Annotated in this window: 13 protein-coding genes and 2 tRNA genes; 12 read left to right on the top strand and 3 right to left on the bottom strand. The window is 71.7% G+C overall.

The features are described 5' to 3' along the window. Positions 1-192: 192 nt before the first annotated feature. The 6 genes from ACFV9O_RS09010 (at position 193) to ACFV9O_RS08985 (ending at position 4,090) form a co-directional block, all read left to right on the top strand. Complete coding sequence (locus ACFV9O_RS09010; RefSeq protein WP_385414278.1) at positions 193-408, top strand: hypothetical protein; 216 nt, start codon at positions 193-195, stop codon at positions 406-408. 67 nt (positions 409-475) lie between these two features. Then, on the top strand, positions 476-2,314 hold the full coding sequence (locus ACFV9O_RS09005; protein WP_385414276.1) for a hypothetical protein: 1,839 nt from the start codon (positions 476-478) through the stop codon (positions 2,312-2,314). 83 nt (positions 2,315-2,397) lie between these two features. Next, positions 2,398-3,084 (top strand): hypothetical protein, encoded by a 687-nt coding sequence (locus ACFV9O_RS09000; protein WP_385414273.1) that lies wholly within the window; start codon positions 2,398-2,400, stop codon positions 3,082-3,084. A gap of 151 nt (positions 3,085-3,235) precedes the next feature. Beyond that, the gene (locus ACFV9O_RS08995) at positions 3,236-3,529 is read left to right on the top strand and encodes a transposase (RefSeq protein WP_385414271.1); all 294 of its coding nucleotides are present in this window, start codon (positions 3,236-3,238) and stop codon (positions 3,527-3,529) included. Between the two features lie 20 nt (positions 3,530-3,549). Further along, a complete protein-coding gene (locus ACFV9O_RS08990) occupies positions 3,550-3,822 on the top strand; it encodes an IS3 family transposase (protein ID WP_385414269.1) in 273 nt (90 codons plus the stop codon). A gap of 25 nt (positions 3,823-3,847) precedes the next feature. Next, a complete protein-coding gene (locus ACFV9O_RS08985) occupies positions 3,848-4,090 on the top strand; it encodes a hypothetical protein (protein WP_385414266.1) in 243 nt (80 codons plus the stop codon). Between the two features lie 17 nt (positions 4,091-4,107). Here the strand turns inward: ACFV9O_RS08985 and ACFV9O_RS08980 are convergent, their stop codons facing one another. Together ACFV9O_RS08980 and ACFV9O_RS08975 are read right to left on the bottom strand one after the other, a co-directional pair. Continuing rightward, positions 4,108-4,512, bottom strand: a complete 405-nt coding sequence (locus tag ACFV9O_RS08980) for a helix-turn-helix domain-containing protein (protein ID WP_385414265.1) — start codon at positions 4,510-4,512, stop codon at positions 4,108-4,110. A 123-nt stretch (positions 4,513-4,635) separates the two neighbouring features. Next, positions 4,636-4,709 (bottom strand) — tRNA-Lys (locus tag ACFV9O_RS08975). Between the two features lie 147 nt (positions 4,710-4,856). On the opposite strand from ACFV9O_RS08975, the gene ACFV9O_RS08970 reads away from it, so the two are divergent. From ACFV9O_RS08970 to ACFV9O_RS08945, 6 genes are all read left to right on the top strand, one after another. Further along, positions 4,857-6,182: a peptidoglycan-binding protein gene (locus tag ACFV9O_RS08970; RefSeq protein ID WP_385414262.1), complete on the top strand. Its 1,326-nt coding sequence runs from the start codon at positions 4,857-4,859 to the stop codon at positions 6,180-6,182. A gap of 46 nt (positions 6,183-6,228) precedes the next feature. Then, positions 6,229-8,073: an SPFH domain-containing protein gene (locus ACFV9O_RS08965; RefSeq protein WP_385414260.1), complete on the top strand. Its 1,845-nt coding sequence runs from the start codon at positions 6,229-6,231 to the stop codon at positions 8,071-8,073. Between the two features lie 150 nt (positions 8,074-8,223). Next, positions 8,224-8,811: a lytic polysaccharide monooxygenase gene (locus ACFV9O_RS08960; RefSeq protein WP_385414258.1), complete on the top strand. Its 588-nt coding sequence runs from the start codon at positions 8,224-8,226 to the stop codon at positions 8,809-8,811. Between the two features lie 35 nt (positions 8,812-8,846). Continuing rightward, entirely contained in the window at positions 8,847-10,529 is a 1,683-nt protein-coding gene (locus ACFV9O_RS08955) for an AMP-binding protein (protein ID WP_385414319.1), read from the top strand. A 209-nt stretch (positions 10,530-10,738) separates the two neighbouring features. Continuing rightward, positions 10,739-12,004 (top strand): sensor histidine kinase, encoded by a 1,266-nt coding sequence (locus tag ACFV9O_RS08950; protein WP_385414256.1) that lies wholly within the window; start codon positions 10,739-10,741, stop codon positions 12,002-12,004. Then, positions 12,004-12,633 (top strand): LuxR C-terminal-related transcriptional regulator, encoded by a 630-nt coding sequence (locus ACFV9O_RS08945; RefSeq protein WP_385414317.1) that lies wholly within the window; start codon positions 12,004-12,006, stop codon positions 12,631-12,633. Before ACFV9O_RS08950 ends, ACFV9O_RS08945 begins: the two co-directional genes overlap by 1 nt. A gap of 149 nt (positions 12,634-12,782) precedes the next feature. Here ACFV9O_RS08945 and ACFV9O_RS08940 read toward each other — a convergent pair. After that, positions 12,783-12,856 (bottom strand) — tRNA-Lys (locus ACFV9O_RS08940). Positions 12,857-12,957: the final 101 nt, after the last annotated feature.

Raw genomic sequence — 12,957 nt, 5'->3', positions numbered from 1 at the left:
AGGCCCTGGGCCGGCTCCGGTTCAACTTCACCAGGACCACGAACGTGACGAAGCACATCGCCTACGTCAACGCCCACAACGAGTCGCTCGCGGCCAACGTCTGCTCCCCGGACGCCATCGCGTCATCCGGGGCCACCCAGTCCATCAGCGTCAACCAGTAGCCGGCGCTTCCTTTTCCAGAAGGGTTTCACCATGAACAACGATCAGCTCAATGCCGAGGCCGCCGCGGAGCTGCTGCCCGGTCGCGAGGCCCTGGGCCGGCTCCGGTTCAACTTCACCAGGACCACGAACGTGACGAAGCACATCGCCTACGTCAACGCCCACAACGAGTCGCTCGCGGCCAACATCGACTCCCCGGACGCCATCGCGGCGTCCGAGGCGAACCAGTCCATCAACATCAGCCAGTAACGACGCCCGGAAGTGTGCGGGCCGCGTTCTTGGGGGCGCGGTCCGCGCCGGGAGGAAGAGCAGGGCGGTGACCGAAAGCCACAGGGTTCACCCCGGTCCCGCGGGGGCGGCGACCTGCGACGCGGACGAAACGTTTCCCTCGTATGAATACACGGAGATACTGTTTCCCGTTCCGCGACTCGGCGCGGGACTCCAACTCCTCGGCGAGTACAAGGGATCCGGTTCCAGGGAACGCAAGTACCTGGTCCGCCGCGGAGACGGGCAGGTGGTCCAGCTGTCCCGGTTGCTCTACCTGGTGACCGAAGCCGTCGACGGCGTACGGAACACCGAGGCCATCTCGCACCGGGTCAGCGGGCGCTTCGGGCGTGAAGTCAGCGCGGACAACATCGAGTACCTCATTGAGCAGAAGCTCGAACCGCTCGGTGTCACCGTCCCCTTCGGCCAGGAGAGCGACCAGGTCGCCGGCCCCACCACCGATCTCCTCCTGGTCCTCAAGGGCCATCGGGTGATCTTCCGTGAGCAGCAGGTCGCCCGTATCGCGAAGGCGCTCGCATGGCTGCACCGGCCACCGGTGGTGGTTCTGGTGCTGTTGGCAGCGCTCTGCATGGACTTCTGGCTCTTCGCCGTCCACGGCGCCATGCAACCGGTGCTGCAGGTGCTCGAGCAGCCGGTGCTGATGCTGGCCGTCTTCGTGCTGATCGTGGCATCGCTGGTCTTCCATGAGTTCGGCCACGCCTCGGCGTGCAGGTACGGTGGCGCGCGGCCGGGAAGCATCGGGTGCGGTCTCTTCCTGATCTGGCCGTCGATGTACACCGAAGTCACCGATGTCTACCGCATCGGGCGGGCCGGCCGGCTCCGGACCGACCTGGGCGGGGTCTACTTCAACATCGTCTTCGTGCTGGGGCTCGCCTGCGCGTACTTCCTCACCGGTCAGCCGTTCTTTCTCGCCGCGATCTACCTGGTGCACTTCGAGATCCTCGAACAGCTGCTGCCGGTGGTCCGGCTGGACGGCTACTACATCCTCGGAGACCTCGCCGGAATCCCCGACCTCTTCGGCAAGATCAAGCCCATCCTGCGGAGCATGCGGCCCGGCCGTCCGGTGCCTCCTGAAGTGGCCGCTCTCAAGCGTCCCGCGAGGATCACCGTCACGATCTGGGTGCTGATCATGGTGCCGCTGATCGCCGCCGAACTCGGTTACGTCCTGTGGAACCTCCCGCGCCTGCTCATCACCAGCCTGCGCTCCCTGGCGGAGCAACTGGGCGGGACCTGGTTCGCCTTCCTCGAGGGTCAGATCTCCGCGGGGCTCGTCGGCGTCGTCGGAAGCTTCATGCTCATCTGCCCCCTGGCCGGCGCGGCGTATCTCACCGTACGCCTGGTGGGGCGACTCGTGAGGGCCGCCGCCCGCGCCACGGAGGGCAACACCCGGCTGCGCCTGGCCATCTGGGGCGGCGTGGTGGCGGGAGCCGGCGCACTCTGCGCGGCCTGGCTGAGCGGCATGACCCCGGAGGTGCTGCCGCGGCAGCCGCCCATCACCCCCATCCTCCAGCCCGGCCTCCCGGCGAAACGTCCGACGGCACCGGCACCCGCCGAAGCACGGCCGAGCCCGACCCCGCCGGACTCGTTCGTTCCCGCCGGCCCGCCGTCCGAGGCGGCCCTGCCGGAGCCCAGCGCCGACGTCAGCGCTTCCGGGGAGGCCCTCACGGCGAGTGGTTCCCCGTCCGCGAGTCCCGCTCCGACCACCCCGAAGCCCACGCAGGCGAGCCCGACCCCGAGCGTCAGCCGCACCTCGGCGTCACCGTCGCCCAGCGTCAGCTCTTCGCCCGGCACGCCGAGCCCCACGCAGTCCGGATCCCCCTCGCCCTCGGAGACCCCCTCGGAGTCACCGAGCTCCGATGAGGACCCCTAGGACCTGTCCTGTGGATCAGGCCCTGGCCCCTCCTCCCCATCGAGAACCCCCGACTCTTCCCGCACGTCCGCAAAGGAGCACCAGTGACGCACCGAAAGCCACGCACCAACCGAGTCGGCCGCAGGGCCGCACGGTTGGGCATGCTGGCCGCCGCATGCACGGCCGGCTTCGCCACCGCGAGCCCGGCCGGAGCAGCTTCCTCCGCGTCGAACGTCACCCGTTACGTCGGCATCGCCGTGGACGAAGCCCACGCGAAGGCCACCCCCAGACACCGCTACGACTACGACGACGAGTTCGCGATCCGCGAGCTCGGAACGCGTATCGGCGTCGGTGCGCGCAACAGGGCGGTCGCCCGCTCCGTAGGCTGCTCGCTCGACAACCCGTGCCGGTCGATCGCCCTGTCCTTCCAGGTCGTCACCACGAACGGCACCCTCGCGCACCTCAACGCCACGAACACCAGCCGCGCGGTCAACGACCACTGCGAGGGCTGCCAGACGTTCGCCGGCGCCTATCAGTTCATCGTCTCCACCCCGTACTCGTTCACCCTGAGCCACTCGGCCCGGAGCGAACTCGCCCGGCTCGAAAGGCGGCTGGGCGAACTGGAGCGGAGCCGCGAGGCGATCCATGTCGTCAAGGCCCGCGCCGATTCCCTCGCCGCCGAGGTCGTGACCCTGCTCAGGGACTCGGTGGCAGCCGCACCACGCGGTGCGGACGTGAACCCGCTGAGCAGCTTCCGGCCCACTGTCACCATGCGGCGTCACATCGACTAGGGCCGGACAAGGCCCAGGTGCTGTCCGGCCGATCGGGCCGGACGGGGCCGCCGCCTCCGTACTGAACCTCGGCATCTGCCGGCTCGGGGATCCCTGTTCCCCGAGCCGGCAGATGGACCTCGTCTCCCGTCTCCCGGAGGGATGACCATCCATGAGCTACCCACCCGAGCTGCGCAGCCGGGCCCTCGACCTGCTCGCCGTAGGCGAGCCCGTGAAGAAGGTCGCCGTCGATCTCGGCCTCAATGAGCGGACGATCTACCAGTGGCGGCGCAGGTACCTGCCGCACCTCCGGCGCGGGCGGTCCGTCCCGCCCGCCGGGGGCGAACTCAAGGCCGCACGCAAGCGCATCACCGAGCTGGAGACCGAGCTCGCCGTCCTCCGGCGCGCGACCGAGCTGCTGTGTGATGCGACGTCCCCAAAAGGCGATTCGGGGCGGTACACGTGATGGCCTGCGAGGGTCTGCCCGTGCGGATCGCCACCAGCGTCCTGGGAGTGACCGAGTCCGGGTACTTCACCTGGCGCTCCCGCCCTCCCTCCGCACGGTCCGTCCGCCACTCCTGGCTCACCGAAGTCATCACCGCGATCCACGCTGCTTCGCACGGGACCTATGGGTACCGGCGCATTCACGAAGAGCTGACCCTCACATACGGCATCGGGGTCAGCCGCGGAACGGTGCAGCTCCTGATGCGCCGGGCCGGCATCCAGGGTGCCGGCGGGCCTTCGGGGCTTCGTAGCTGAATGAGAGAGCAATCGGAGCATGATCATGGAATATCCGACATTCCCAACGCCCCCGCTGCCCATCTCCGTGTTCCTGCGCCCCTACCTGCGCGTGGGGGAGGATCTGCCGGCGACGCAGGCACACCAGGTGATGCTGCACTGTGCGCTGGACGCGGCATGCCTCCCCGTACGGTTGACCGATGCCCAGGCCGTCGCCCGGATCTCCGAGCTGGACTACCAGACGGTGAACGCCGTGATCAGCTGGCTGCGGGCCCTGAGCGAGCGGTGAGCGTCCGAAAGTCCCGTTCAGTCGGCGTCGGAGTCGTCGGCGTCTGTGTCGGGGTGGGAGGCGTTGCGCAGGAGGGATTCGATCAGGGCGGTGACGTGTCGGCGGTCGGTCACAGAGAGCCGCTGGACGCTGGCGATGAGGGTGGCGACCTCGGGGTCGGCGGTGGTGCCGGCCGGTTCCTCGAAGTACAGGTGGATCCCGCAGGCCTCGGCGGCGGCCCTGCGTACGGAGTCCAGGGGCAGCTCCAGCCCTCTGGCGAGGCCCTCGAGGGTGGCCTGTTGCGGCATGCGGGTCACTCGCTCGACAGTGGCCAGATGATGCACGGTGGAACGCGGGATGCCGCCGCGCCGGGCCACGTCGCCGTAGGACCAGCCCTGCTGCTCCAGCCGGCTCTTCACCAATTCCTGCAGTGCATTGGCCACGCGAGGGTTCTTTCCTGCTAGCGACGGTTTGACGCGTACGGGCGAGGTCGAGTCTATCCCGGGCAAACGCGAAAGGGCGTCCTCGGAAGCCGAGAACGCCCAGGTCAGCGACCTAATCGCTCGTGCGCCGCCAGGGACTCGAACCCCGGACCCGCTGATTAAGAGTCAGCTGCTCTAACCAACTGAGCTAGCGGCGCGTGCTGACCCGGAGAACTCTACCTGACATCCAGGGGTGCTCCTGACCATTTCCTTCCCTGTTCCGGCCTGTCGGATGGTCGTTTTTTCGCTTTGGTCAGTCAAAATGCGATTTGTCAGGACACTTAGGACAGGTGGAGGGGCCCCGTATGACCGTTCCGGCTTTCGAGGAGTACGAGCCCGCGATCGACTGCCCCTGTGCCGGATGCGCCCAGGAGCGGCGTGCGCGGGCCCGCGCGTACGCCCTGTCGGTACGCGCAGGGATGCATCCCTCCGTGCACGGAGCCAGGCGTGCGCTGGTCCTGGCCACTGCCGCGGGCGTGGTGCTGGGCGGTGGCGGCGGGGTGGTCGGGGCGGCGGCGTCCGCGCCCGGAGGACCGGAGCCCGGCAGCCCGGTCACAGTCCTGGATCCCGAGCCCGAGACGGACACGCCGCAGGGCGGGCAGGGGCCTCTGCACGGCCGGCCGGACACCGGCCCGGCCGGGACCCCGGCCGAGCTCCGCAAGACGACCCGCGCGGACATCATCAACCGGGCCAAGCGCTGGGTGGACGCCAAGGTGCCGTACTCCATGACCTCGTACTGGGCGGACGGCTACCGGCAGGACTGCTCGGGCTACGTCTCCATGGCGTGGAACCTGGCGGGCAACGAATGGACCGGAAGCCTGGCGCAGTACGGGGTCCGGCTGGACCACAAGGACCTCCAGCCCGGCGACATCCTGCTGTTCCACAATCCCGCCGACCCGGGCAAGGGCTCCCACGTCACGATCTTCGGCGGCTGGACCGACTACACGCACACCTACTACATCGCCTACGAACAGGCGAAGCCGCACACCCGGCGGCAGGCCACGCCGATGGCGTACTGGAGCAACTCCGACCGCTACGTGGCGTACCGCTACAGAGGGCTCATCAGCGCGGTCGCGACGGCCGACGGGTCGGGCGGCGGGACGGTCACGGCATACCCGGACGCCCGGTACTTCGGGCCGGGCGCGAACAACAAGTACGTCACCCAGCTCGGGAGGATGCTCGTGGAGCGGGGCGCGAAGAGGTACCACACCAAGGCCCCCGGTCCGCGCTGGAGCGAGGCGGACCGGCGGGCGACCCAGGCGTTCCAGCGTGCGCAGGGCTGGAAGGGCAAGGAGGCGGACGGTCTGCCCGGCCCGGACACCTGGCGCCTGCTGGTCAACGGCACGGGCAAGAACATCCCGCGCGCCGCCCAGGCGCAGACGTCGGCGCGGGTGCCGGCCTACCCGGGCCGGGCCTACTTCCGCCCCGGCCAGGCGAACGTCCATGTGGAGGAGCTCGGCCGCCAGTTGGTGAAGCGGGGCTTCGGCAAGCACTACACCACGGGGCCCGACCGCTGGTGGACCGAGGCGGACCGCCGCAGCGTCGAGGCGTTCCAGCGCGCCCAGGGCTGGCGCGGCGGTGCGGCCGACGGCTACCCCGGCCCCGAGACCTGGCGACGGCTCTTCTCATGACCCGCCGCCCCCCAGACCACGCCACAACCCCGAGGAGGCGTCCCCGGTGACCCCCACGACCCCCAATCCCGAGGACACTGCGGCCCTGCTGCCGCCCGGCCCGCCTCGTCCGCAGGAGCTTTCGCTCCCCGTCCTCGAACCGGGCGCGCCCATTGCCGCGATGGACGCGTCCGCCCGGACGGGCGCGACCGCGTCCGTCACCGGCAGTCCCGTACCCGCCGAACCGCCCGACCCACGGACGCCGTCGCCGGGTGTCCCCGGCAGCGACGCCGACCCCGGCCCCGGCCCTGTGTGGGCCTGGGAGCCGGTGGGCGGTCTGGCCGAGGGGCGGGCCGACGGTGGCGGTGACGACGGCGGCGGTGTGCGTGACGTTCATGGTCACGGCCTCGCCGGCGGTGCCGATGCGTCGGCGCCGGGCGGTACGCCGGGTGACGCCGACCGCGTACGGGAAGGAAAGGGCGCTGCTGTCGGGCGGGACGACACGTCCGTCGGCTCGGTTGGCTCGGTGGTTCCGGACGGCTCCATGGGCGGGGATGCCCACGCCGGGGCGGGGACTGACGATGCGTCGCGCGGATCCGCGGGACTTGGCGTGAAGGCGCTGGGTGTGCCCTGGGAGCCGTCCGGGCGGGAGGCCGTGGACGAGGCCGCCGGCACGTCCGCGGTGCCGTCGCCCGCGACGGCCGGGCGCCGCACGGTCGTGATCGGGGCCGAGACGACCGGGGCGATTCCCGTGCACCTGCTGTTCCGGGACGTCCCCGCGGACTTCGCGGGCGCGGGGGACGTCCTCCCGCCCGTCGCCGGGAAGGGCGCCGGCGGGAAGGCCGACGGCGGGACGAACATCGGCGGGAAGAACCGCGGTGGGACGGACGACGACGAGGGACCCGACACCGTTGCCATGGCGCCCGTCGTCCCCTCCGGCCGCCGGGCCGCGCCCGCGTCCCGGGTGCCCGTCGTCGCGCCGAGCCGGCGGCCCGCGCCGCCCGCGGACCCGAAGCTGCGTGAGCGGCCGGGCCCCGTGCTGCCCGGGTGGTCCGCCCTGCTCGTCGGGATTGTGGCGCTCACCGGGTGCGCGGCCGTGCTGCACTGGGCCGGGGCCTTCCCGGCGAGGCTGACCGAGCTGTTCGGGCTGAGCCCGCGTGCCTACCACGGCATCGGGGCCGGCCAGTGGGCCCTGTTCGCCGTCGCCGTGATCTTCACGCTGTTCTCCCTCGGCGGGCTCGGCCGCGGCCGCGCCGGCCACGCCTGGGTCCTGACGCTGTTCGGCGAGTACCGCGGGAGCGTGCGCCGCAGCGGCCTCATGTGGGTGAGCCCGCTCCTGCTCCGCTGCAGCGTTGACGTACGCCTGCGGCACTGGCGCAGCGAGCCCATGCCGGCCGTCGACGCGAACGGCACCGCGCTGCAGGCTGTCGTCCTCGTCGTCTGGCGGATCCAGGACACCGCGCGCGCCGTGCTGTCGGTCGCCGATCACGAGGCGTACCTGCGGGAACAGGTGGAGGCGGCGATGGCGCGGGTGCTCTCGCAGCTCCCCACCGACGCGTTCCACGAGGACGCGCCCACGCTCCGCAACGCCGAGGCCGTCGGCGACGCGCTGACGAAGACCCTGTCGGCGGAGTGCGTCCCGGTCGGCATCGACATCTTCTCCGCGCAGCCGACCCGTATCGAGTACGCCCCCGAGGTCGCGGCCGCCATGCGCCGGCGCCGTATCGCCGCGATCGAGGCCGAGCACCGGGACACGGTGCTGACGTCGGTGGTGGACGCGGTCGACGACACGGTGCAACGGCTCACCGTGCGCGGTCTCGTGGAGCTCGACGACTACGAGCGCAAGGCCCTCGTCCGGGACCTGACGGTCGCCTTCTGCACGGCACGCACGGGCGGCACGGAAGGTCCGTGATTGGTCTGGACATGTTCAACGCTCGTCAATAATCTGGGACTTGGTCTAGACCGGAATGCGCACGACCGCACAAGCATCCGCACCGCGCGCACTGCACGCACCGCACGGCACGGCTCGTAGAACTCCCCCACGTTCTCCAGGAGCGACAGCATGCGAAAGCGAATAGGCGCGGCCTTGGTCGGCCTCGCCGTGGCGGGCACCTCCTTCCTCGCCACGGGCAGCGCCGGCAGCCACGGCTACACCGACTCCCCGATCAGCCGTCAGAAACTTTGTGCCAACGGCACGGTGACCAACTGCGGTGAGATCCAGTGGGAACCCCAGAGCGTCGAGGGTCCCAAGGGCTTCCCGGCGGCGGGTCCGGCCGACGGAACGATCTGCGCTGGCGGCCTCAGCCGCTTCGCGCAGCTCGACGACCCGCGCGGCGGCGCCTGGCCCACGACCAAGGTCTCGTCGGGACAGAACCACACCTTCCGGTGGCAGTTCACGGCCAACCACAGGACCACCGACTTCAAGTACTTCATCACCAAGAACGGGTGGAACCCGAGCCAGCCGCTCACCCGCGCGGCCCTCGACCCCCAGCCGTTCCTGACCATCCCCTACAACGGCCAGCAGCCGCCGACCACGCTCACCCACTCCGGCACGCTTCCCTCGAAGTCCGGCCGCCATCTGATCCTCGCGGTGTGGACGATCCATGACACCCCGAACGCCTTCTACGCCTGCTCGGATGTTCAGTTCTGACGGACAGTCAGCTAACGTTCGGCGCCATGGGCGGGATGACCGGCGACACGACCGTCGCTGAGCTCGTACAGCGCCAGTGGGGCGACCACAGGACCGGGCTGAGACACGAGGATCTCGTCCTCAGCCACCACCAGGTCGCCTCCGGAGCAGCCGCACGGGCCGCGCTGCTCGCGGACCTGCTGCCCCGGGGTGCTGAGCCGCACCTCGGGATCCTGCTCGACAACACCCCCGAGTTCCCGCTCTGGATCAGCGCGGCGGCCCTCGCCGGGGCCGCCGTCGCGGGCATCAACCCGACCCGCCGGGGCGCCGAACTCGCCCGCGACATCCTGCACACCGACTGCCGTGTGCTGGTCACCGAACGCGCGCACCTTCCCCTGCTCGACGGTCTCGAACTGCCGGGCGTGCGGCTGCTGGTGACCGGCCCCGACAACCCTGACTACGCCGCCCTCCTCGCGCCGTACGAGGGCGCGAAGCCCGGCGAGGCCGCCGCCCTGTCGGGCCGCCCGGTGCGGCCCGACAGCCGGCTGCTGCTCTACTTCACCTCCGGCTCGACCGGTGCGCCCAAGGCCGCGATCTGCAGCCAGGGGCGACTGGCTGCCGCGGGGGCGTCGCTCGTCGCGCACTTCGGCGTGCGGCAGGACGACGTCCACTACATCTGCATGCCGATGTTCCACGGGAACGCCGTGATCGCGGACTGGGCGCCCGCGCTCGCGGCAGGCGCATCGGTCGCGCTGCGACGGCGCTTCTCCGCGTCGGGCTTCCTCCCCGACGTCCGTGAGTACGGCGCCACGTACTTCACCTACGTCGGCCGGGCGGTCCAGTACCTGCTGGCCACGCCGCGGCGCGACGACGATCGCGCGCACTCCCTGCGGCTCGGCTTCGGTACGGAGGCGGGGGCGGTCGACGCGGCCCGCTTCGAGGAGCGCTTCGGGGTGCGGCTCGTCGAGGGGTACGGGTCGTCCGAAGGCGGCGCGGCCGTCCAGCGCACGCCCGGCACACCGCGCGGCGCGGTCGGACGGGCGGCGCCGGGGGACGACCTGGCGGTGGTGGACCCGTCGACGGGCGAGGAGTGCGAAGCGGCGCGCTTCTCGGCAGAGGGCCGCCTGCTCAACGGCGACCGGGCCATAGGCGAACTGGTCAACCGCGGCCGCAACCCCTTCGAGGGCTACTGGCGCAACCCCGAGGCGGACGCGGCGCGCGTGCGGGGAGGCTGGTACTGGACCGGTGACCTCTTCTTCCGCGACGCGGACGGCTTCCTGTACTTCGCGGGCCGCACGGACGACCGCCTCCGCGTCGACAGCGAGAACCTCGCGGCGGCCGTGATCGAGAACATCCTCGCCCGCTGGGACGCTGCGGCGGGCGTCGCGGTCTACGCCGTCCCCGACCCGGTCGCCGGCGACCAGGTCATGTCCGCCCTCGCCCTGCGCGACGACACCGCCTTCGACGCGGCCGCCTTCGGGGCCTTCCTCGCGGCCCAGTCCGACCTGGGCACCAAGATGGCGCCCCGCTTCGTGCGCATCGTCCGCCGTCTCCCCGTCACCGCCACGAACAAGATCCACCGCGCGGCTCTGCGCCGCGAGTCCTTCCGCTGCTCCGACCCGGTCTGGTGGCGCCCTGCGGGCGAGGCGACGCACTACCGCCTCCTGACGGGGGAGGACGTGGCGGCGCTGCTGCGGGAGTACGAGACCCACGACCGTGCGTCTCTGCTGGACCGGTGACGGTGCCCACGGCGCCCCGAACCGGGGCTCCGACCTCGAGGACGTGACCGGTACCGTCCGGTCGGCCCGCGTGTCCGTCCTCGCCGGAAGGGCTCGACATGCCCGCCCCGGGCGAGGCGCCCACCGGTCCCGGGGTGGGGCCAGGCATACCCCTGGGACGCCCCCAGGGGCCATGTCCCGGGCCGAGGGCGGGCCCTAGCGTGGGCGGCATGACAGCACGCACCCTCTGGCAGGCGCTCACCCGGCGCGACTATCTGCGGAGCCACTGGCCCTGGCGGGGCGTCGGGTACCTCCTGAGCAGCACGCTCACCGGAGCGCCGGCGCTCGTCGGACTCGTGGTGCTCGGTACCTTCTCGGCCCTGGCCGTGGGCCTGCCCCTGCTGGTGTTCAGCGGCGTGGCGCTCGCCGTCGTCGAGCGCCGCCGCCTGCGGATCGCGGACCTGGAGCCCACCCACAGCCCCCACCGCACACCCCCGGAACCGGGGATCGCCGCCTGGGCCCGGACCCGGTTCACCGAGCAGGCCACCTGGCGGGAGCTCGCGTATGCGGTGCTGCACGCCACCGTGCTGTGGCCGCTCGATCTGCTGGCCGTCGTCTGCGCCGTGGGCGTGCCCCTCGCCATGACGGCCGCACCGGTCCAGCTCGCCGTCGACGGGCACGAGGCCCGCGTGGCCAAGCTGTGGCTCGTCACCGACTACCCCGCGGCCTTCGCCACCGCGGCCGCCGGTCTCGTCCTCCTCGCCGCGCTGCTCTACCCGCTCGGCGCCCTCGCCGGCGCCCGCGCCGCCCTCACCCGTGCGCTCCTCGCCCCCCGCGAGGCCGAACTCCGCACCAGGATCGGCGAGGTGACCCGCTCCCGCGCCCGTCTCGTCGACGCCTTCGAGGCCGAGCGCCGCCGCATCGAGCGCGATCTGCACGACGGCGCGCAGCAGCGGCTCGTCGCGCTCACCATGACGCTGGGCCTGGCGCGGCTCGACGCCCCGCCGGGCGGCCCCCTCGCCGAGCGGCTCGCCACCGCCCACGAAGAAGCGGGCCGCGTGCTCACGGAGCTGCGCGAACTCATCCACGGCATCCACCCGAAGGTCCTGGAGGACTACGGCCTCGGCGCGGCCCTCGCCGACGCCGCCGACCGCGCCTCCGTGCCCGTGGCCGCGGACGTCGAACTGCCCCGTCTGGAGCGCTCCGTGGAGACTGCCGCATACTTCGCGGTCTGCGAGGCCCTCACCAATGTGGACAAGCACAGCGGCGCCGGGCGGGCGACCCTGACCGCCCGGCACACCGGGGACCGTCTGACCGTCGAGGTCCAGGACGACGGCACGGGCGGCGCGTCCCCTGACGAGGGCACCGGACTCACCGGACTCGCCGACCGGCTGGCCGTCCTGGATGGCACACTGTCGATCATCAGCCCGCCGGGCGGGCCCACCGTCCTGCGACTGGAGATACCGTGCCGGACCGACGCGAACCGCTCCGTGTAGTGCTCGCCGAGGACAGCGTGCTGCTGCGCGAGGGCCTCACCGGACTCGTCGAGCGCTTCGGCCACCACGTCGTCGCGGCCGTGGGCGACGCGGACGCCCTCCGCGCGGCCGTTCCCGCCCACGAGCCGGACATCGTCGTCACCGACGTCCGCATGCCGCCCGGCCTCACGGACGAAGGGCTGCGGGCCGCGGTCGCCCTGCGCGCCGAGCGCCCGCGGCTGCCCGTCCTCGTCCTCAGCCAGTACGTCCAGCGCACCTACGCCACCGAGCTGCTCGACTCCGGCGACGGCATCGGCGTGGGCTACCTCCTCAAGGACCGGGTCGGCCAGGTCGAGGAGTTCATGGACGCGCTGGTCCGTGTCGCGGACGGCGGCACGGTCGTCGACCCCGAGGTCGTACGGCAGCTGCTGCGCCGCCGCCGTGACCCGCTGGAGCAGCTCACCCCGCGCGAGCGGGAGGTCCTCGGCCTGGTCGCCGAGGGAAGGTCGAACGCCGCGATCGCCCGCGAGCTCGTCATCTCGGAGGCCGCGGTGGGCAAGCACATCGGCAACATCCTGGCCAAGCTCGGCCTGCCCCCGGCCGAGGACACCCACCGCCGGGTCCTGGCCGTCCTCGCCTATCTGCGCTGATGCCCCCGCCGGCGACCCGCTCACCCCCATCGACGGCCTGGCGAAGGTGACGCAGGTCACGGTCGGCGCCCCGGGTCACGACCGTGAGGAGCTGGAGAAGCGGAAACCACTGGAGCCCCTCGCAACTGCGAGGGGCTCCAGTGAGGTTGTGCGCCGCCAGGGACTCGAACCCCGGACCCGCTGATTAAGAGTCAGCTGCTCTAACCAACTGAGCTAGCGGCGCGGGCTGCCGTTCTCGCCGCTCTCGCGGCTGACGACAGAAGTAATACTACCTGGTCCGGAGGGGTGCTCCTGACCACCCGCGCCCGGCGGGTCGTCCCCAGG

This window comes from Streptomyces sp. NPDC059909, assembly GCF_042730885.1.
Lineage (GTDB): Bacteria > Actinomycetota > Actinomycetes > Streptomycetales > Streptomycetaceae > Streptomyces.
The sequence above is the reverse complement of the archived record's forward strand: the minus strand, read 5'-3'. Positions and strand labels throughout refer to the sequence as shown.

Excerpts from the sequence above, each read along its gene's own strand:
- ACFV9O_RS09010 (WP_385414278.1), top strand. The coding sequence starts at position 193 with ATGAACAACGATCAGCTCAATGCCGAGGCCGCCGCGGAGCTGCTGCCC.
- ACFV9O_RS08995 (WP_385414271.1), top strand. The coding sequence starts at position 3,236 with ATGAGCTACCCACCCGAGCTGCGCAGCCGGGCCCTCGACCTGCTCGCC.
- ACFV9O_RS08985 (WP_385414266.1), top strand. The coding sequence starts at position 3,848 with ATGGAATATCCGACATTCCCAACGCCCCCGCTGCCCATCTCCGTGTTC.
- ACFV9O_RS08970 (WP_385414262.1), top strand. The coding sequence starts at position 4,857 with ATGACCGTTCCGGCTTTCGAGGAGTACGAGCCCGCGATCGACTGCCCC.
- ACFV9O_RS08960 (WP_385414258.1), top strand. The coding sequence starts at position 8,224 with ATGCGAAAGCGAATAGGCGCGGCCTTGGTCGGCCTCGCCGTGGCGGGC.
- ACFV9O_RS08955 (WP_385414319.1), top strand. The coding sequence starts at position 8,847 with ATGACCGGCGACACGACCGTCGCTGAGCTCGTACAGCGCCAGTGGGGC.
- ACFV9O_RS08950 (WP_385414256.1), top strand. The coding sequence starts at position 10,739 with ATGACAGCACGCACCCTCTGGCAGGCGCTCACCCGGCGCGACTATCTG.